This window comes from Hyunsoonleella aestuarii (assembly GCF_006148925.1).
Lineage (GTDB): Bacteria > Bacteroidota > Bacteroidia > Flavobacteriales > Flavobacteriaceae > Algibacter_D > Algibacter_D aestuarii.
Genome location: NZ_VAWB01000001.1, coordinates 1,565,441 through 1,583,773, shown reverse-complemented (window position 1 = coordinate 1,583,773; position 18,333 = coordinate 1,565,441). Strand labels below are relative to the sequence as shown.

Here is an 18,333-nt window from a genome sequence, read left to right as displayed (position 1 = left end):
ATAAGTTTATCTAGCTACACGTCCAGAGGCATCACCGCCCATTAATTTTTCAACCTCGGAAACTGTTACCAAGTTTGCATCACCTTTAATTGTATGCTTCAAACAAGACGCCGCTACTGCAAAATCTAATGCATTTTGGTCGTCATCTGGGTATTTTAATAATCCGTAGATTAGTCCTCCCATAAATGAATCACCACCACCTACTCTATCAACAATATCTGTAATTTGATATTGACGTGTTTGGAATAATGTTTTTCCATCATATAAAACTCCAGCCCAAGTGTTGTGCGAAGCTGAAATAGATCCCCTTAAAGTAGTAATTACTTTTTTAGCTCTTGGAAATTTCTCCATCATTTGCTCACATACCGATAAGAATGCTTCTGCCTTTACGTCATGACCTTGAGTTTGAACAGTAATTCCTTCTGGTTTAATACCGAAATGCATTTCTGCATCTTCCTCATTTCCTAAAACGATGTCACAATACGAGGTTAACTCTGTCATAACAGCTTCTCTATGATTAGCATCACAATACTTCCATAATTTAGCTCTATAATTTAAATCTGTAGAAATAGTTATTCCCTTAGCACTTGCGGCTTTTACTGCTTCTAAACAAACATCGGCAGAACCTTGAGAAATTGCTGGTGTAATTCCCGTCCAGTGAAACCATTCACATCCTTCAAAAACTGAGTCCCAATCTATCATACCTGATTCGATTTCTGCTATTGCGGAATGCGCTCTATCATATACTACTTTAGAACCTCTTGATACGGCTCCAGTTTCTAAGAAGTAAATCCCTAAACGATCTCCGCCCCAAACAATTTTATTTACACCAACACCTCTTTTTCGCATTTCCATCATCGCACATTCACCAATATCATTTTTTGGTAAACGTGTTACAAAATCTACATCTACACCGTAATTAGCAAGAGAAACTGCTACGTTAGATTCACCTCCACCATATATAGCATCGAAACTATTGGCTTGTGAAAACCTTAAAAACCCTTGTGGAGCCAACCTTAACATGATCTCTCCAAACGTTACTACTTTACCCATTTTAACTGTTTATTTAGTTTTTATTTTAATTGCTTAAACGTTTAACCAATTCTATCAAAAAATAACCAAAATCATATTAAATCAATACTATTTTGATTATATCAATTAACGTTTTATATTTGTTTAAACGTTTAAGCAAATATATAAAAAATTGGCAAAAAAAAAGAAAACGACCATAAAAGATATAGCTAATGTCTTAAACATCTCGCCTGCAGCCGTTTCAAAAGCACTTCATGATGATTCTCGAATAAGTAAAAAGACCAAAAAAGCTGTAAAACAAGTTGCAAAAAATCTGAACTATCAACCAAATCATCTAGCCAGTGCTCTTCGTAAGGGAAAAAGCAATTTAGTAGGAGTTGTTGTTCCGCGCACGAATAGTAATTTCTTTTCATCCGTAATTCAGAATATGGAAGAAGTGCTAAATAAAGAAGGGTATAATATTATTATTACACAATCTAATGAGTCTTTTAAAAAAGAATGCGACAATATTGACACTTTATTATTTACGCAAGTTGATGGTATTATCGCGTCGATGGCCAATGAAACTGTAGATTTAAGTTATTACGAAAAGGTTAAATCTAAAGGTATACCGCTTATTTTATTTGATCGAGGGGAAAATGACCTAAATGTAGATTATATTGGCATTAACGATTACGACAGCAGCCATATTATAGTTGAGCATCTTGTAAAGCAAGGTTGCAAACGTATCGCTCATATAGGAGGTTATAGACATACACGTATTTTTAATAATAGAATAAGAGGTTATATCGATGCACTGAAAAAACATAATCTTCCTCTTGATGACGAGCTTTTAATTGAAAGTAGTTTAACCACTGAAGATGGGCGAGAAAAAATGTTGCAATTGTTAGCTTTAGAAAAAAGACCCGATGCTGTTTACGTAGCCGGTGATTATGCAGCTCTTGGAGCTTTACAGCTATTAAATGAAAAAGATATAAAACTTCCCCAGGAAATAGCTCTTGTCGGTTTTGGTAATGAACCATTCGCCGCTATGGTAAAACCATCTATAACTAGTATTGATCAGCACAGTGCTGAAATTGGTAAACAAGCGGCCAAAGTATTTTTAGAACACGCGAAAAAAGACACCATTAATCAATCCTTAAATAAAATAATTTTAAAAGCAGAATTAGTTATAAGGGATTCTTCTAGATTGAAATAAAATTTTATTTGTTCTACCTTAAACGGCCAAATGGTTTAAATTTTCTCCATCAATAAAACGTTTTAACTTTCTCAAAAACTCAAAAATTGCTATATTTATAACATCCTTTCTACTTTGTTAGTTTTCCTAATTTATTTTTTTAATCAACCAACACTAAAAACATGAAAACTAAAGTATTAATCATTTCATTGCTTGTCTCGATTTTAATTATTAATTGTTCTGAATCATCAAAAGATGTAACAAATGAAATTGTAGAAGCTAATAAAGTTTTTGCTGAATTTTTTAATGCCCATAACGGAAAAGCCATTGGTGAGCTTTACACAGAAAAAGGAAGGCTATTCCCTGCTAACAGTCCTGTAATTGAAGGGCGAGAAGCTATAGGCTCCTTTTGGAATACCGTATTTGCTATGGGAATTGACAATGCAACATTAACCACTCTTCATGTAGAATCGTACGAAAACACAGCTATTGAAGAAGGTGAATACAATCTTTTTGATACCGGGGGTAAGAAATTAGACGAAGGCAAATACATTATTATTTGGAAGAATATTGATGGTAAATGGCATTTAGACAGGGATATTTTTAGCTCTAACATTCCATTGCCTGTGCCACAGGAAGAAGAACCACCTTCTTCTGAAGACCAAGACGAAAAAGAGCAATAGAATTATATACTATAAAGGGGAGTCAAGAACTCTCCTTTCATGTTTGTTTTTAAAGCAAAGACCTTGTAAACCTCACAAGATTTTTCAAGAAGTTCTTCAATTTTTCAACTTATGACATCAATAAAAAACACCTCTGCAGAACCAACACTGCTTTTCATTCCAGACATAAGTGGCTTCACTAAATTTGTACACGAAACAGAAATATCTCATAGTGAACATATAATAACAGAACTATTAGAAACACTTATTGATGCCAATGAAATTGACCTTGAAGTCTCAGAAATTGAAGGTGATGCTGTGCTTTTTTACAGAAAGGGAAGAAAACCTACCGCCGCAGAAACCCTTGCTCAAGTGCAAAGAATGTACGTTAAATTTCATCTTTGTTTAAGAAAATATGAATTCCAAAGAATATGCCAATGCGGTGCTTGTATAAATGCTAATAGTTTAAGCTTGAAATTTATTATTCATTATGGAAACATTTCAGTTAACCATGTAAAGGAAAGGTCAAAACTATTTGGGAAGGATTTAATTGTTGCACATCGTCTCATGAAGAATGATATCTCATTAAAAGAGTATGTTTTAGTTACCAATCAACTTATGAATGCATGTTCAACGTGGGTTGAAGTCGACCATATTGCCTGGGAAAAACCATATAAAGGACAAGATGAATATGATTTTGGTGCAATAAAATACTGTTACTTATCATTAGCTCCCTTAGAATCACATATTCCTGAGCTGACTTTAGAAGATTATGTTCCAGATCCAAAAATGAGCAAAATACTTGCTGTAGAATCTACTATAAATGCTCCAATAGAATTGGTTTTTGACATTGTTTCAGATGCTCATGCAAAACATCTTTGGGTGCTTCATGTTAAAGGCAGCGATAAAACAAATGGTGAGATTACTAAAAACGGGAGTACACATAGGTGCATTATGAATGGTGATGACAACGATCCCTTTTTAACATCACATGACTTTAATATAACTAAAGACTTTATAACTTGGATTGATACAAATCATACCGGAAAATCTGATTTGATTATTACCCTTAAACGTATTGGAAATAATCTTACCAGAATCAATTTAACTGCTATGCAAAAGCAGAACCTTATTAAAAAAATGATGTACACTTTATTCTATAAGAAAGGTTTTGTTCAATTTTATAGCGGCTCTTTAGATAAACTTAATCAGTATTGCCAAAGTTTAAGAGCTTCAGGAAAAAGACATTCTTCTGGTATTTTATTGGAACCCGCAACATAAACTAAAGTAATTATAATTAATGTGATTGAATTAATAAAATGTTTTTAGGCGATACGTAAAATTCTTTATATTTGACTTTCAAAAAAATAGATTATGATTTTAGGAGTATCTGAATGGCTTAGTGAAAAATTAGGGTGGAAAACCTCTCACATACGCATCGCATTTGTTATATCGGTTTTAGTATTTGGTGTTGGTATTGGACTTTATTTAATTCTTTGGCTGGTGAAAATGTTTTCTAATTAGTACCTAATACATGGTAGTTTTTTGTTAATCCTGTTTTCTGTTAAAAATGATCGCTTTATTTATCTAAAGTGTTCGATGTCAAATAAATGTCAATCCTTAAACTCCTACTCCTCCACTAAAAAAGGTATATTGGCGTGAGCCGTGTGATTATTACCATCTTCTACATAAATAAACAAACGATACGCACCTTGTTTTAAAGGCGCAACGAAACTAGTAGTACTAGAAGAATTATTAGGAAATAACCCTCCAATAACATCTGGTATATATTCCGCATCGCCCCCAGATTTATTTGATTCACTTTCTCTCATAATTTCCCAGCGATAAACCAATTCATCATTATCGAAGTCTTTTACTTTAACTTCAGACGAATACGTATTTCCTGCCTTCAATTTTATATTATCAATAGCCCTTTGTTCTTCTAATGTAAAATCATAAAGTCTAGGTGCACGATTGATTGGCCATTCACCGTTCCAAGCATAGTGGATAACGTCAACCGACTCTGTTTGATTTCCATTTGGCATAAACATCCCAAACCATGTAGGAGTTCGTTCCTGTTTTTGCCCCCAAAGGAAAACAAACGACCCCATTATTTGTTGAGATTGAGATATAATAGAATTTTGGTATCTACTTAAGTAAAGATCTGCTTTTTTAGAACTATTATTCTCTAAAGGTGCACCCCATTCCGTTTTTGGCACTTCCCAATAGCCTGTCGCTCCCCATTCCGTTACCAATAATGGCCCTTTATAGGTGGACTCTTTAATAATTTGGGGAAGCACATCCATTGGTCCATATAACTGTAGGCTCAAAAAATCTAAATCGGATGCTCTTTCATTAACTAAATCTACCAACTCCTTATTAATACCAGCCAAAGGAGAGGTTGTTAGATGATAAGGATCTACTTCATGAATCATTTTAGAAATCTCGTTTACGGCATCCCAAACTTTAGGGTTTTTTGAGCTATGGTTCATTTCATTTCCAATGCCCCAGGTAATCAATGCTGGATGATCTTTAAGGGCAATAACCCTGTTTTTTATACTTTCTAATTGCTTTTTTACCGCTTCTTTATCATTATAATCAAACCCATGTCGTTCTAAACCAACCCAAACACCCATCATCACTTTTAAACCTAGTTTATGAGCCTTATCTAATACTTCTTTCCCATTGTTAGTACTCCAAGTTCTAATAGCATTTCCACCATGTTGAGCTAAAGCATCTATATTGCCTTTATCTACACCAGCTCCTTTGATATAGAATGGTTCTCCATTTAAAAAAATACGATAGCCCTGGTCTGTAAGGCGAATTTCAGATTTGGTAATATTAGAACTGGATTCCTTCTTGTCATTGCCATTACAACTAAATAACAAGAAAAAGAAAAACAAACAATAATGGAGACGATAACTTAAATATTTCATCCTTTGACTTATAAAATTTTTTAAAGATAGTTGTTATACTTTATATTCTAAAAATAATCAATCTCTTCTAATATCTCCTTTAAAACAAAAACTCGTTCCAAATAGATTGTAATAAAATAGCTCTATAAAATTGTGCTGATTGTAAAACAGATTGATTAAATTTTTTTATCAGACTGATTACCAATGGTTTTTATATTTTTTCGTATTTTAAGGGATTACTAATCAACCAATTACATATTATGAAAACAACAACATTTAACTTTGCCATTAAATCTTTATTGATTGTGGCTCTATTTCAAGTAAATTATGTTTTTGCGCAGGAACATTATCACGAAACTGAAAACTCTTTAGCACTTTCATACACTGATGATAGTTTGACATGGAATCCTGCGCCAGATTTTTTCCCGAATTGTTCCTTTACTCTCCTTCATGGCGAAATGAGTGACCCTAATTTAGATCTCTTTTTTAAGATTGAGCCAAATACGGAAGTGATTAATCACACACACAAATCACCCGAACGGATGATTCTAATGAGTGGCGACCTTGAAGTACAATATGAAGGAGAAGAAGCGACTGTTGTAAAAGCTGGATCTTATTTGTACGGACCTGCCAACAAACCTCATCGCGCAAAATGTCTTGATAATGGACCATGTGTTTTATTTATTGCATTGGTAGACGCATTTGATGCAGTACCTATAGAAGAATAAACACAGATTAATCTCCCGATTAATTTTAGCATAAATTACCTATTGGTTATTCAAACCTATTTTAAAAAATTTATTTAACAACTATAAAAATAAAATCATGCTAAAGTCCAATTTATTAAGTTTATTTCTGCTAATCTCCTTCCTAGCACTAAATGCTCAAAACACCAAATCTGATTCTGGAGCCATCGCCAACAAATACAATTTAACCCTTCAGCATACTACTCTTGTCGTTAGTGACTTTATTATAAGTAAAAAATTCTATACCGAAATACTTGGTCTTAAAGATTTAAATGCAACGTGGCTTCCTAAAAATCAAATGTTTTTGTCACTTGGAAACAATTTGGAACTGCATATGGGTGAAGTCCCAGGAATTGAAATAAAACCAAGCAAGTTTAATCACTTTGCCATTTCAACTAATGATTTGGAAGGCTACCTTCAGCATTTAAAAGCTAATAATATTATGTACTCTTCTTTAGGTGGATCCAAAAAAGATTTTATACAGAAAAGACCTGATGGGGTTAGACAAACATTTATACAAGACCCGGATGGTTATTGGGTTGAAATAAATGATGCTAATTGAGTTATAAATAATTTAAAAGATAAAAAAGAATCTAAACCATTTTAATATTAAATGAAGTATTAATCAACACTAAAATCTACTAATGTCTAGAAAACATTTTCAGATAATGCTAGATTTATTTTGATTCAATAGACTTAATTAGAATTTTAAATTTCATATTGGGTAGTACATTTTAAATAGTTATATTTAAGTGCTCGATTCCCTTAATGATGTTATCTTTAATTTGGTTAAATAGAAATGTTAAGCTGTTAAAGTATGTTTTATTACTTAATGTTTCTTGCTTAATATTAATATTCTCTTTCTCTTGCCAAAATTCTGGGTTAAATACAAAGAAAATTGTTTCTAAATATAGTGATGGTGTTGTAAAGATTATTTTATTAGACTCGGTTCAAGAAAAAAATAAAAAAGGGGCTGGGTATAAAGGAAGGGGTTCTGGTTTTTTTATAACGGAGGATGGCTATTTATTTACTAATCGCCATGTAGTTGAAATGTGTATTTCGGGATATATAGACTATGATTATAAGGACAAATTTGGAAAAACAAAAAGTAACTTAACCACCTATTCTAAAGACATTGTTAACGACAAAACTATAACAAAGGTATATAGGACTGGATATACCACACCTATTATACAAGTGTATAATGGTAAAGATGAAAATGATTACAAACTTTATAAAGCTGAAGTTGTAGCTATAGGTATGGGAGCCTACGATGGAGCTATATTAAAAGTTAAAAGTGATATTGACGGCAATCCAGTAAAAGAAAAATTTAAAGCACTCCCAATCGGAAATTCAGATAAGACCTTTCAAGGTGAACAATTATGTGTTTATGGATTCCCTCAGCAATTCCAAGGTGATAAGGACCTAATGTTACGAGATATGAGTACTTTGAGCATTGGAATAATGAGCGGCATGGATTACGTATTTAATGAAGATTATGGTTATATAAAGACTGATGCAGAAATACATGGCGGTAATAGTGGTGGTCCTGTTTTTGGTGAAAACAATGAAGTTATTGGTATAGCAACAGCCGTTGGAACAAAAACTAACATTGGTCTTATTGGAGGCATAAATGGCATGTTTTACGTAGCGGTTAGTAATCCAGAACTACAAGAAAGGCTTTTAGATAAAGGATTGGTCGCTCCAAAAAGATCATTCTCAATTAATACAACCACTGGAAAAAAACTACCAATAAAAACGGCTTATCAGATTAATTCATTGGTTAATAGCAGGAAAAAACCAGTCAATAAATTAAATTTCAATTCAAAAAAATCCTCTTATAGTAAAGAAAAGGTTTGGTTTTCAAATATTTCTCCAAAAGAAAACAACAATTATCTTCCTCCAAAGTCTAAACGCTATAACAGTTTTACTTTTGATAAAAACAAAGGCGGAAAAATTTGGGTGTATATAGATAATTCTCCAAGCAATTTAAATACATCTCAAATTAAAGTTAATATATATAAAAAAAGAAATAATAAATATATTGAACACAAAAAATTAGTCTATAATTCTAACGGAGCTTCCAGCAATATTTATTTCCCGTATACATTCTATGAAGCTACGTGGTATAAGTTTAATGCATTTTCTAAAGAAGGCAAATACATCGGAACTGGATATTTTTCAACCAGTTATGAGCCCAAATAAATTCTATCATTCAAGTTTTACCATATGGTATAATATCTCTTAAAAAAAGCATCTCAATTTTTAATTAAGAGCCTAACAAAGTTTATAAAAGAAAAAGGCATATGAAATACACATACGCCTTATATTAGCTATTAACCTTCAAATCCTTATTTGAAAGAATTAGCGCGTAAATTAATACTTATTGAATATGTTTGAGTAAATTTTTATAAGTTAGAAGCATCCGAATTTTCTATTAAGAAAAAAGGAAAGCTTTCCATTGGTAGGAGAAAAACAACTCTTTTAAACTACAACTACTCAGCAGTCGTAGGGTCAATAATTGCAGCAATTTCATTTACTTCATTAGCAGGAAAACCTCCTTGCTTTGCATGTTCCCTAACTAATTGCTCATTTGGAGAAATATATACACAATAAATTTTATTGTCAGTAACGTAACTCTCTACCCACTGAATTTGTGGTCCTAAATTCTCCAATACTCCACAGGAAGTTTGAGATATACTCTTTAATTCTTCAGATGTTAATTGTCCAGCTTTTGGAATCTCTCTTTCTATTACATACTTTGGCATAATACATTATTTAAGTTAATAAAATACCTTTTGAAGCAGGATACTGATAGATATGGACTAACCCATAAAAGTATAAGTTAATTAAAAGTATTTATTTGAAGTATTTAAATATAGTAAATCTATTTTAAAACTAAAAAGCTTTCCATTGGTTTAACTACTTAAACTTTTGATAAACCCTAAGACTTATCAAATAACTTAACTTATTTAATTTATTAAAAGAGTCTAATCTCTTAGAGGTTAAAAAATTCTTTAAAATCTAGTATTAATTAGATTTACAAGGAGTTTCATCAGAATTAAAACTAAATATTATACCAGTATAATTATTCCCATTTATAGAGGTTATTGTTATTATATCACAAGATTTTGGCAGCATTATATATTTATCATATTCACTTTTGGTAACACAAACAGAATTAAGATTTAAATTGCTATTACAAATACTAACCAAACCTATTTTATATATATTTTTTCTTGTAGCATTTATCAATTCTTCTTCAAGCGCATCTTTAATATTATTTTCGTCACAATTAAAAAATGAAAAAACCAATAGGATTATAAACAGTTTTTTCATTTGATGAAGTTTTAAAATTAGACTTTTTAAATATAAAGGAATTTATTCCTTTAACATATTGATTTTCATTTAAATAAAAACTATACTGAAAAAGCAAGAAATGAATTTAGAGAAATCAAATTTGTTCTAAAGAATACTTTTGAATATAAAATACCCTAAAACAAAAAAGCATCCCAATTTTCTATTAAGAAAAAAGGAAAGCTTTCCATTGGTTTAACTACTTAAACCTTTCATAAAACCTAAGGCTTATCAAACAACACAACTTCGTTTTATGGCTAAAAAAAGCCCTAATCTCTTAGAGCTTTTTAACAATCTTGCGGTCTGGACGGGACTCGAAATTATATTTTTTACTAGATATTAAATTAAGATATTATTTACTATCTTTAAATTATTATCAATATCCATTGATGTATTTATACATACGTTGACATGCAAAAATTAGAATGAATATAAAAATTATTAATTCTAAATTATATGTATTAATTAACTTAAAATATGCTACGTAGAACTTTTTGTGAAATAACTTCAATAGCCGTTGTAGGTACTTTTGTTCCTTTCATGAGTTGCTCCGGACCAGAGGCCTCCCTAGTTCGAAAACTTAACTTGCCAACAACAATGGCTACAATCAATGAATCGTCAACTATTATTGAAGTGGGAAATGCCTATTTGGATCAAAATCCTAGCGAAAACAGTCCTAAAATATTAATCAATCAATTGTTAATTAATTCCAAAGATGGTAGTATCTCGAAAAATACTGATAGCAAAACCTTACAAAAGTTGATGTCACAAAAAGTGAAGGCTGATTTTGACAATGGAGAAACAGTTATTGTGAGAGGTTGGGTGCTTTCCAGAACTGAAGCTCGCCAATGTGCACTTTATTCACTTTCTCAATCAAATAATTAAGTTATGCATATAGATGCCAGGAAATTAGAAAATGGAACAGAAATCCAGGGTGACATTTGCATTGTTGGATCAGGGGCAGCTGGAATAAGTATGGCACTGGAATGGATCAATACGCCTTATAAAGTAATCCTCCTGGAAGGGGGAGGATTTGAGTATGACGGGCAGGTTCAGGATCTTTATGCTGGAAAAAATACCGGTCAACGCTATTATCCTCTTAGATCTAGTCGCTTACATTATTTTGGTGGCACAACAGGTCATTGGGCAGGTATGTGCTCACCATATGATCCAATAGACTTCAAAAAAAGAGATTGGATTCCTTATAGTGGCTGGCCCATTACTAGAGAAGACCTTGATCCTTTTTATGCTAGGGCAAATGAAGTTTTGGAATTAGGGCCTTATCGATATGACATGGAATATTTGAAAGAACAGATTCCGGGTAAAGAGCCATTACCCTTAGATGAACGAATGATACGAAATAAGGTGTGGCAGTTCAGTCCACCAACGCGATTTAATCAAAAGTACAGGGATGACGTGGTAAAAGCCAAAAATATTCACCTATACACCTATGCTAACCTCACTAATATTATTTCAAATGAAGGTGTTAGTACTATTAAGGCGTTGGAGGTTAAAAATCACGCCGGTAAAACCCACCACATAAAAGCTCATAGTTATGTACTTGCGTGTGGGGCAATTCAAAATGCCCGAATGCTACTCGCTTCAAATAAACAGGCACCTAATGGATTAGGTAACCAAAATGACTTGGTTGGGCGCTACTTTATGGAACACCTTGAAGTAATTTCTGCTCAAATGGTGCTAAAAAAACCCTTTGCCATGGATATTTACGGGTGGCCTGAAAACATAAAAAAGCCTAGAATTGAGGCTGGTTTAACGGAAGAAATGCAGGAAAAACATCAAATTTTGAATGGCACTATATCTTTCACTCCCATGGCTTTAACTAAAAGTCAAAAACCTATGATAGACGTTTGGACTAGCGACGACCCAAACGAGAGTGAGAAAAATTTGTGGGAAAATTTTAAAGACTACGAAGAAATTCCTAAGGATGGGAAAAACCCAAATGAAGCTGCAGTCTTTGAGCTCTTTACGCGTATGGAGCAGGCACCTAATCCTAATTCGAGGATACTGCTTGATAGCGAAAAGGATGAGTTAGGAGTGCCAAGAGCTAACCTTCATTGGGATCTGACCGAACTAGATAAACGCAGCCTGCGAAAGATTTACGAAATTTTTGGTGAAGCGGTAGGCAAGGCAGGTATTGGCAGGGTGAAAATGTATGATTTCCTCTGGAAGGCAAATGACAGTGAAATGCTAAATACTTTGGGTGGTGGATGGCATCATATGGGCACAACCAAAATGCATGACGATCCTAAACAAGGTGTCGTTGACGCGCATTGCAAGGTACATGGCCTAAGTAATCTTTTTATCGCTGGTTCTGCGTGTTGTACAACTGCTGGTGTGCCAAATCCTACCTTGAATCTGGTCGCTTTGAGTCTTCGTTTATCTGATTATCTCAAAGAAGAAATGAAAAATAAATGAAGTTTATCTGAATAAATTTAAGATGGTTAAATGATTAGAAAAAGATGCACACCTTTGAAGACTTTGAGACACCTCATAGCACACTTTTTTAGAAGAAAATGCACATAATGCATAAAATAAAATACCCTAAAACAAAAAAGCATCCCAATTTTCTATTAAGAAAAAAGGAAAGCTTTCCATTGGTTTAACTACTTAAACCTTTGATAAACCCTAAGGCTTATCAAACAACACAACTTCGTTTTATGGCTAAAAAAAGCCCTAATCTCTTAGAGCTTTTTAGCAATCTTGCGGTCTGGACGGGACTCGAACCCGCGACCTTCGCCGTGACAGGGCGACATTCTAACCAACTGAACTACCAGACCGTTGCATTATTGCGGATGCAAATATACACGCCTTTTTTTATAAGTCAAATCTTTTTAAGCCTTTTTTCATGATTTTTTTATGCAAATTTTTGTCGTTCTACCATGTAGGTGGTAAGTATCGAATTAAAATTCTCATTAATATTTGCTTCGACATACTTTATCTTGTATTGAGTGCATTTTAATCGTATCTCATTAAAATAATCAACTACGGCTTGGTTATAACTTTCCTTGATATTATCGGCGTATAAATTAACGTAATCACCTGTTTCGACGTCTATAAATCGCTTTGGTTTATTGTCAAAATCAAACAATAACTCTTTTTCCTTATCAAAAACATGAAACAAGATAACCTCATGCTTATTATATTTTAAATGACGTAAAGCTTCAAATAACTTAGTTCCATCTTCAGCGGTTTGAAACATATCTGTAAACACAAAAATCATAGAACGTCTATGTATCTTTTCTGCTATTTCATGCAAGTATTTATAGGTCTCGGTTAGCTTATTAAGTGGTTTAGAAATCACGGCATCGCTTAAATGATTTAACAGCATTTGATGATGGCGCTCACTTCCTTTTTCAGGAGCATAATAATCATAACTATCACTATAAATACTCAAGCCAACAGCATCGCGTTGTTTTTTTAAGATATGCATTAACGAAGCAGCAGCTAAAACGGAAAATCCGATCTTATTTAAATTGTCAATACTAAAATTATCCATTTTAGGATAATGCATTGAACTACTATTATCAATAATAATATGACAACGTAAATTTGTTTCATCGTCATAACGCTTGGTGTATAGCTTATCTGTTTTTGCAAACAACTTCCAATCGATATGGCGTGTACTTTCTCCACGATTATATATTTTATGTTCAGCAAATTCTGCTGAAAACCCATGAAACGGACTCTTATGCATACCGGCAATGAAGCCTTCTACCACTTGTTTTGCGAGTAGCTCTAAGTTTTTAAAGCCTTCTGCCTTATTTAATTCCCCTTGCAAGTCCATCAATTATTTTCTATCATATGTTTTGCTCTATATAACTTATCGGCAGTCTGTAAAAGCTTATTTTTGAGTACCACCGGAAAATCCGGATTTTCCTTTAAAAAGGTCTCTAAAATGTAAAAGGCATCTTTGGATGAGTACATCCCAATCGTAGCCGACAACCAATTTTTAGGAAAGAAAATATCACCAGTAAGCTGGATTTCTTCCGTAAATTCTAAACTCTTTTTTAAGTGTTTTATACTCGAAGCTTGGCGTAACGGATGATGAATATTTTGCAAACCAGACACCACCCAACTTTCCTTTTCTCGATGCTCTGCCTTCCATAATCTATCCATAAAAGCATCTCTAATACGCTCATCTTTTGATACCGAAGGTGCCAAAAACACTGCTCTTAGTTTTCTATCAGGATTGGAAACGCCTTCAATGGCAGTTTCTAAAATTGCATCGGCTTTCTCATGTTCAAATAATGCCAATGTAAATGCCAACCCTGTATAATCGTTCTCATTAAGTTTTAAATTTGACACTTCTATTTTCTTGCTCCAAATATCATATAGCATCTCTCTTCCCGATTCGGAATAAGCAATGCCTTCAAACAAATAAAACAGTGTTTTTTTAATACCACTTGTATCTGATATTTTTAAAAGTCTTTGCTTGACAATATTTTCAAAATCAGCAAGCCTTGCTTCACGACCCTCAGGCGACAAATAATTCCAAAACAAAGATGAAGCATATCCACAAATACTGCCCAGCACTAATTCTTCTGGCTCTGAGGAAATACCATCTAAATAAACCGCTAAAGCATTCTTAGGCTTAATATTTCCTGTCAGCACATTTTCATAAAGATTAATATAGCTATAGGCCCGAGCCACTTTATCTTGAATTTTTGGAATGTACTTAATTTGACTACTATCCATTGGAAACACCCCATAACCAAACGCATCATAGTTATAAATAATGGATTCTGGTTTCGGCAATCCAATTAAGTCATCCATTATCTGTTGCTTTTCTTTTAAAAGAACGGGCATAACCTTAACGGTATCGTTATATACCAAGCCAATACTAAAATTTTGTGCCCAAATATGACTACTCCCATCTTCAGCTTTTTGGCTAATACTTGCATACTTTATAATGCCATTTGAATAAACAATACTATCCGAAACTATAGGCCTACCAGATTCGTAAACCCAAACTTTGCTCCAAGCCTTAACATCGGCTTCGCTCTCTGCATCTAAAATGGCCACCAAATCGCTCCAATCCGCATTGGCATTAGCAAATTTTCGAATATAGTTTTGCATCCCTTTTCTAAAAGCTTCTTCACCAACCAATGCTTCCAATTGCCGCATCATAATAGGCGACTTATTATAGACAATGCGCCCATAGAGGGTTCCTGCGTTCTTTAAATTACCCAAATGCTGCTTAATTGGTGTTGCACCTTGAGTCCTATCTTCGCTGTAAGCACTAGCATAATGCTCCCGCATAAAATTAAGTTGGTGGTTAACCTCTGGAAACGTTTTACTAGTAATTTTATCGGCCATAAAATTGGCAAATACTTCTTTCAACCATACATCGTCAAACCAATTCATGGTAACCAAATTACCAAACCACATATGAGCCGTTTCATGGGCAATCAGTTTGGCACGGTTAAGTTTCTGGTTTTGCGTAGCATTGTCGTCTAAAAACAATGTTGACTCTCTATATTGAATCGCCCCCGTATGCTCCATACCCCCATATTGAAACCCAGGAATCGTAGCGAAGTCCATTTTCTGAAAAGGGAATTTATATTTGGTATAATCTTCTAGAAACTGTTTCGCATCATCGTGTAAAGTAAATATGGCATAGGTGCTCGTAGTAATTTTATCGGCATCGGTTTCACGATACAACATCTTCATTTCTAATCCATCCAATTCTTGCTGAGTAGTTTTAAAATCTCCTGCCACAAATGAGAACAGATAGGTACTCATCAAGTCCGTCGGTTTAAAGATGTATCTAACGGCTTTACCCTTTTCTTCTTGACTATCCAAATGTGCACCGCAAAGCACTTCCCAAGTTTTAGGAGCAGTAATCTCCAAAACATAACGTGCCTTAATATTTGGCTGGTCAAAACACGGAAATAAGGTACTGGCTCTATCCGGAACCAACAGCGTATAAAGATAATCGGAGTTTCGGTTCAACGAAAGTTCGCCAGCATCAAATTCAATATTCACAACATTTCCACCAATGGACAAATGTTTGGCGTCAATAATAAGGTGTTCCTTTTCATGTAGAATCTCGATATCCTCACCGTTCACATTCACCCGTTTTAAATGATCGCTTTCTTCATTAAAATCTAAATACAAGGGATGTGTAAGGTCATGAAGATTTACCTCCAATTTTAGTGAAGAAGGAATGGGATTCGATTTTTCCAGAGGAATATCAAACGTTAAATGATAAATGACACCCGACAGCTGTTTCTTTCTATATTGAGCCATATCCAGCGGAATGCCAACATCCAACAAGGAGACCTTTTCCTGCTCTGTTTTACATGATAAAAATACCAGAAAACTCAATACAAAAATTGAGACTTTAGCCATAAATCTTATTTAAATAAACAGGAGGCTTGAAACACAAATATCCCTAAAAGCCGTTTATATTATTTTGTCAACAATCCCGTAGGCTACAGACTCCTCCGCCCCCATCCAATGGTCTCGGTTAAAATCCTTCATTATCTTATCAAAAGTTTGCCCACAATTATCTGCCAAAATTTGAGCACTTAACTCTTTGGTAATTATAATTTCTTTTGCGGTAATTTCAATATCACTGGCCTGCCCGCGAGCACCACCACTTGGTTGGTGAATCATAACTCTTGCATGAGGTTGTATAAATCGTTTTCCTTTTTCTCCTGCCGATAATATAATAGACCCCATAGATGCCGCAAATCCAGTGCAAATAGTAGACACCGAACTTTTTAAAGATTTCATACAATCGTAGATTGCAAATCCAGAAGTAACATAGCCTCCTGGGCTATTAATATATAAGTGAATATCTTTGGTTTCCAAAGCATCTAAATATAGTAATCTATCAATAACATGCTTTGCCGATTTATCATCTACCTGACCCCATAAAAACACTTTACGCGATTCAAGTAATTTATTGTCAATGGCATCTTGAACTTTTGTTTCTTTACTCATTTGTTTTAATTTTTAACTAAAATAAAAAAAGGTTCACCATTATGGTAAACCTTTTCAATTTTCTTTTTGTTAGACTACTATAAAAGTGAATCTATCGCATCTGTATATGCATTTTTAGGAGCTACACCAACTTGTCTACCAACTACTTCTCCATTTTGAAAAACTAATACAGTAGGTATATTTCTAACCCCATATTTAGCAGCAAATTCTTGATTGGCATCAACATCTACTTTACCAACTACAGCTTTCCCCTCATATTCGTCACTTATCTGTTCTATAATAGGTCCAACCATTCTACAAGGTCCACACCACGCTGCCCAAAAGTCAACCAATACTGGCTTATCACTGTTTAAAACTGTTTCTTCAAAAGATGCATCTGTTATTTCTAATGCCATAATATTTATATTTTAATACGTTTTTAATTCTTTTAATTACACAAAATTAGTCAAAATATTTCCGAAAGCTTACAAACCAACAATTTGTTTTACTTATAACTCTATTTATAAGGTTTATCTTAATTTATTTGGGCGCATCCACAAGGGTCAGGCTCTCACTACTCGCTCTCTTCGAGGAGCTCAAACATACCGTTCCATCCTTTGCGCAACAAAACCTGAAACACAATACGCAACCTTTTTGTTGCGTATTAAATATATTTGCTTTATTTTAGCAACCATAAAGTTGCGTATTAACTTAAATCATAAAGTCATGAAAGATGTAATTAAAAAAGAAGTCATTCTTAATCACGCCATAGATCAAGTATGGAATGCCATTTCTAAAGCTGAAGAAATATCCACTTGGTTTATTCCTGCCGATTTTAAAGCGGAAAAAGGTTATAAGTACCTATTTACCTCTCCTCCTAATGAAAAAGGCTGCACAACCATAGGTGGTGAAGTAAAAGAGGCAAATCCATATACCTTAATTTATACATGGATTGTAGGCGGGACAGAAATCGAAACAACAGTTAAATGGGAATTAGAGTCAACCTCTAACGGAACTAAACTGTATTTGGAGCATTCTGGTATTTCCAATTATGCCGAGGACACAGCTGTTGCCATGTTTGAAAGTTTTAATGGCGGATGGGATAATTGTATTTCTGGTTTAACCAGTTATTTAAAAGAAGTGGTTAATGCAAGATAAAATCACAAAATTATTCAAAGCCATTGCAGATCCAACAAGGCGTGATATTTTTCATGCCTTGGTCATTGCATCATCTGCTTTGTCAATCACTCAAATTTCTAATCAGTTTGAGATGTCGCGTCAAGGTGTAACCAAACATATTAAAACATTGGAAGATGCTGGCTTAGTATTTATTGAATCCCAAGGGCGCGAACGCTTCTGTAATGCGAATCCAAAAGAGCTCCAAGAAGTCAACAAATGGTTAAAATTCTACAATAAGTTCTGGGATAATAAACTTGAAAGTTTGGATGATTACCTCAATTCGAAAAAAAGTTAAGTTTAAACCAATTGAAAAATAT

The 18,333-nt window shown here is 33.7% G+C and carries 19 protein-coding genes and 1 tRNA gene; 11 read left to right on the top strand and 9 right to left on the bottom strand.

Going from position 1 to position 18,333, the window contains the following annotated elements:
• Positions 1-6 precede the first annotated feature (6 nt).
• Positions 7-1,053 (bottom strand): sugar kinase, encoded by a 1,047-nt coding sequence (locus tag FEF17_RS07130; protein WP_139001657.1) that lies wholly within the window; start codon positions 1,051-1,053, stop codon positions 7-9.
• A gap of 151 nt (positions 1,054-1,204) precedes the next feature.
• On the opposite strand from FEF17_RS07130, the gene FEF17_RS07125 reads away from it, so the two are divergent.
• The 4 genes from FEF17_RS07125 (at position 1,205) to FEF17_RS07110 (ending at position 4,395) form a co-directional block, all read left to right on the top strand.
• A complete protein-coding gene (locus FEF17_RS07125; RefSeq protein ID WP_139001656.1) occupies positions 1,205-2,230 on the top strand; it encodes a LacI family DNA-binding transcriptional regulator in 1,026 nt (341 codons plus the stop codon).
• A gap of 161 nt (positions 2,231-2,391) precedes the next feature.
• Entirely contained in the window at positions 2,392-2,892 is a 501-nt protein-coding gene (locus tag FEF17_RS07120; protein WP_139001655.1) for a YybH family protein, read from the top strand.
• Between the two features lie 111 nt (positions 2,893-3,003).
• The gene (locus FEF17_RS07115; RefSeq protein ID WP_139001654.1) at positions 3,004-4,152 is read left to right on the top strand and encodes a DUF2652 domain-containing protein; all 1,149 of its coding nucleotides are present in this window, start codon (positions 3,004-3,006) and stop codon (positions 4,150-4,152) included.
• A gap of 93 nt (positions 4,153-4,245) precedes the next feature.
• Positions 4,246-4,395, top strand: a complete 150-nt coding sequence (locus FEF17_RS07110; RefSeq protein ID WP_139001653.1) for a PspC domain-containing protein — start codon at positions 4,246-4,248, stop codon at positions 4,393-4,395.
• 104 nt (positions 4,396-4,499) lie between these two features.
• On the opposite strand, the gene FEF17_RS07105 is transcribed toward FEF17_RS07110, so the two are convergent.
• Positions 4,500-5,807 (bottom strand): glycoside hydrolase family 2 TIM barrel-domain containing protein, encoded by a 1,308-nt coding sequence (locus tag FEF17_RS07105; protein ID WP_139001652.1) that lies wholly within the window; start codon positions 5,805-5,807, stop codon positions 4,500-4,502.
• A 239-nt stretch (positions 5,808-6,046) separates the two neighbouring features.
• Between FEF17_RS07105 and FEF17_RS07100 the strand changes: the two genes are divergently transcribed.
• The 3 genes from FEF17_RS07100 (at position 6,047) to FEF17_RS07090 (ending at position 8,737) form a co-directional block, all read left to right on the top strand.
• Positions 6,047-6,514 carry a cupin domain-containing protein gene (locus tag FEF17_RS07100; RefSeq protein WP_139001651.1) on the top strand — a complete coding sequence of 156 codons (468 nt, stop codon included), beginning with the start codon at positions 6,047-6,049 and terminating at the stop codon, positions 6,512-6,514.
• 97 nt (positions 6,515-6,611) lie between these two features.
• On the top strand, positions 6,612-7,094 hold the full coding sequence (locus tag FEF17_RS07095) for a VOC family protein (RefSeq protein WP_139001650.1): 483 nt from the start codon (positions 6,612-6,614) through the stop codon (positions 7,092-7,094).
• A 206-nt stretch (positions 7,095-7,300) separates the two neighbouring features.
• On the top strand, positions 7,301-8,737 hold the full coding sequence (locus tag FEF17_RS07090) for a S1C family serine protease (RefSeq protein ID WP_139001649.1): 1,437 nt from the start codon (positions 7,301-7,303) through the stop codon (positions 8,735-8,737).
• A 290-nt stretch (positions 8,738-9,027) separates the two neighbouring features.
• Here the strand turns inward: FEF17_RS07090 and FEF17_RS07085 are convergent, their stop codons facing one another.
• Together FEF17_RS07085 and FEF17_RS07080 are read right to left on the bottom strand one after the other, a co-directional pair.
• Positions 9,028-9,300 (bottom strand): DUF4242 domain-containing protein, encoded by a 273-nt coding sequence (locus FEF17_RS07085; RefSeq protein WP_139001648.1) that lies wholly within the window; start codon positions 9,298-9,300, stop codon positions 9,028-9,030.
• A gap of 262 nt (positions 9,301-9,562) precedes the next feature.
• Complete coding sequence (locus FEF17_RS07080; RefSeq protein ID WP_139001647.1) at positions 9,563-9,871, bottom strand: hypothetical protein; 309 nt, start codon at positions 9,869-9,871, stop codon at positions 9,563-9,565.
• A gap of 495 nt (positions 9,872-10,366) precedes the next feature.
• Between FEF17_RS07080 and FEF17_RS07075 the strand changes: the two genes are divergently transcribed.
• Together FEF17_RS07075 and FEF17_RS07070 are read left to right on the top strand one after the other, a co-directional pair.
• Positions 10,367-10,774 (top strand): hypothetical protein, encoded by a 408-nt coding sequence (locus FEF17_RS07075; protein WP_139001646.1) that lies wholly within the window; start codon positions 10,367-10,369, stop codon positions 10,772-10,774.
• Between the two features lie 3 nt (positions 10,775-10,777).
• Positions 10,778-12,325: an FAD-dependent oxidoreductase gene (locus tag FEF17_RS07070; protein ID WP_139001645.1), complete on the top strand. Its 1,548-nt coding sequence runs from the start codon at positions 10,778-10,780 to the stop codon at positions 12,323-12,325.
• 288 nt (positions 12,326-12,613) lie between these two features.
• On the opposite strand, the gene FEF17_RS07065 is transcribed toward FEF17_RS07070, so the two are convergent.
• From FEF17_RS07065 to trxA, 5 genes are all read right to left on the bottom strand, one after another.
• Positions 12,614-12,687, bottom strand: a tRNA-Asp gene (locus FEF17_RS07065).
• A 77-nt stretch (positions 12,688-12,764) separates the two neighbouring features.
• Positions 12,765-13,694: a DUF58 domain-containing protein gene (locus tag FEF17_RS07060; RefSeq protein ID WP_139001644.1), complete on the bottom strand. Its 930-nt coding sequence runs from the start codon at positions 13,692-13,694 to the stop codon at positions 12,765-12,767.
• Entirely contained in the window at positions 13,694-16,261 is a 2,568-nt protein-coding gene (locus FEF17_RS07055) for a M1 family metallopeptidase (RefSeq protein ID WP_139001643.1), read from the bottom strand. Before FEF17_RS07055 ends, FEF17_RS07060 begins: the two co-directional genes overlap by 1 nt.
• Before the next feature lie 54 nt (positions 16,262-16,315).
• On the bottom strand, positions 16,316-16,858 hold the full coding sequence (locus FEF17_RS07050; RefSeq protein ID WP_139001642.1) for a ClpP family protease: 543 nt from the start codon (positions 16,856-16,858) through the stop codon (positions 16,316-16,318).
• A 77-nt stretch (positions 16,859-16,935) separates the two neighbouring features.
• On the bottom strand, positions 16,936-17,253 hold the full coding sequence (gene trxA / locus FEF17_RS07045) for a thioredoxin (RefSeq protein ID WP_139001641.1): 318 nt from the start codon (positions 17,251-17,253) through the stop codon (positions 16,936-16,938).
• 310 nt (positions 17,254-17,563) lie between these two features.
• Here trxA and FEF17_RS07040 point away from each other — a divergent pair, with 310 nt between their 5' ends.
• Complete coding sequence (locus tag FEF17_RS07040; RefSeq protein ID WP_139001640.1) at positions 17,564-17,995, top strand: SRPBCC family protein; 432 nt, start codon at positions 17,564-17,566, stop codon at positions 17,993-17,995.
• Complete coding sequence (locus FEF17_RS07035) at positions 17,985-18,311, top strand: ArsR/SmtB family transcription factor (protein ID WP_139001639.1); 327 nt, start codon at positions 17,985-17,987, stop codon at positions 18,309-18,311. Before FEF17_RS07040 ends, FEF17_RS07035 begins: the two co-directional genes overlap by 11 nt.
• Positions 18,312-18,333: the final 22 nt, after the last annotated feature.

Coding starts and splice junctions, on each gene's coding strand:
- FEF17_RS07080 (WP_139001647.1), bottom strand. CDS start 9,871: ATGAAAAAACTGTTTATAATCCTATTGGTTTTTTCATTTTTTAATTGT.
- FEF17_RS07090 (WP_139001649.1), top strand. CDS start 7,301: ATGATGTTATCTTTAATTTGGTTAAATAGAAATGTTAAGCTGTTAAAG.
- FEF17_RS07050 (WP_139001642.1), bottom strand. CDS start 16,858: ATGAGTAAAGAAACAAAAGTTCAAGATGCCATTGACAATAAATTACTT.
- FEF17_RS07035 (WP_139001639.1), top strand. CDS start 17,985: ATGCAAGATAAAATCACAAAATTATTCAAAGCCATTGCAGATCCAACA.
- FEF17_RS07110 (WP_139001653.1), top strand. CDS start 4,246: ATGATTTTAGGAGTATCTGAATGGCTTAGTGAAAAATTAGGGTGGAAA.
- FEF17_RS07095 (WP_139001650.1), top strand. CDS start 6,612: ATGCTAAAGTCCAATTTATTAAGTTTATTTCTGCTAATCTCCTTCCTA.
- FEF17_RS07040 (WP_139001640.1), top strand. CDS start 17,564: ATGAAAGATGTAATTAAAAAAGAAGTCATTCTTAATCACGCCATAGAT.
- FEF17_RS07085 (WP_139001648.1), bottom strand. CDS start 9,300: ATGCCAAAGTATGTAATAGAAAGAGAGATTCCAAAAGCTGGACAATTA.
- FEF17_RS07060 (WP_139001644.1), bottom strand. CDS start 13,694: ATGGACTTGCAAGGGGAATTAAATAAGGCAGAAGGCTTTAAAAACTTA.
- FEF17_RS07100 (WP_139001651.1), top strand. CDS start 6,047: ATGAAAACAACAACATTTAACTTTGCCATTAAATCTTTATTGATTGTG.
- FEF17_RS07120 (WP_139001655.1), top strand. CDS start 2,392: ATGAAAACTAAAGTATTAATCATTTCATTGCTTGTCTCGATTTTAATT.
- FEF17_RS07075 (WP_139001646.1), top strand. CDS start 10,367: ATGCTACGTAGAACTTTTTGTGAAATAACTTCAATAGCCGTTGTAGGT.
- FEF17_RS07055 (WP_139001643.1), bottom strand. CDS start 16,261: ATGGCTAAAGTCTCAATTTTTGTATTGAGTTTTCTGGTATTTTTATCA.
- FEF17_RS07130 (WP_139001657.1), bottom strand. CDS start 1,053: ATGGGTAAAGTAGTAACGTTTGGAGAGATCATGTTAAGGTTGGCTCCA.
- FEF17_RS07105 (WP_139001652.1), bottom strand. CDS start 5,807: ATGAAATATTTAAGTTATCGTCTCCATTATTGTTTGTTTTTCTTTTTC.
- FEF17_RS07115 (WP_139001654.1), top strand. CDS start 3,004: ATGACATCAATAAAAAACACCTCTGCAGAACCAACACTGCTTTTCATT.
- FEF17_RS07070 (WP_139001645.1), top strand. CDS start 10,778: ATGCATATAGATGCCAGGAAATTAGAAAATGGAACAGAAATCCAGGGT.
- trxA (WP_139001641.1), bottom strand. CDS start 17,253: ATGGCATTAGAAATAACAGATGCATCTTTTGAAGAAACAGTTTTAAAC.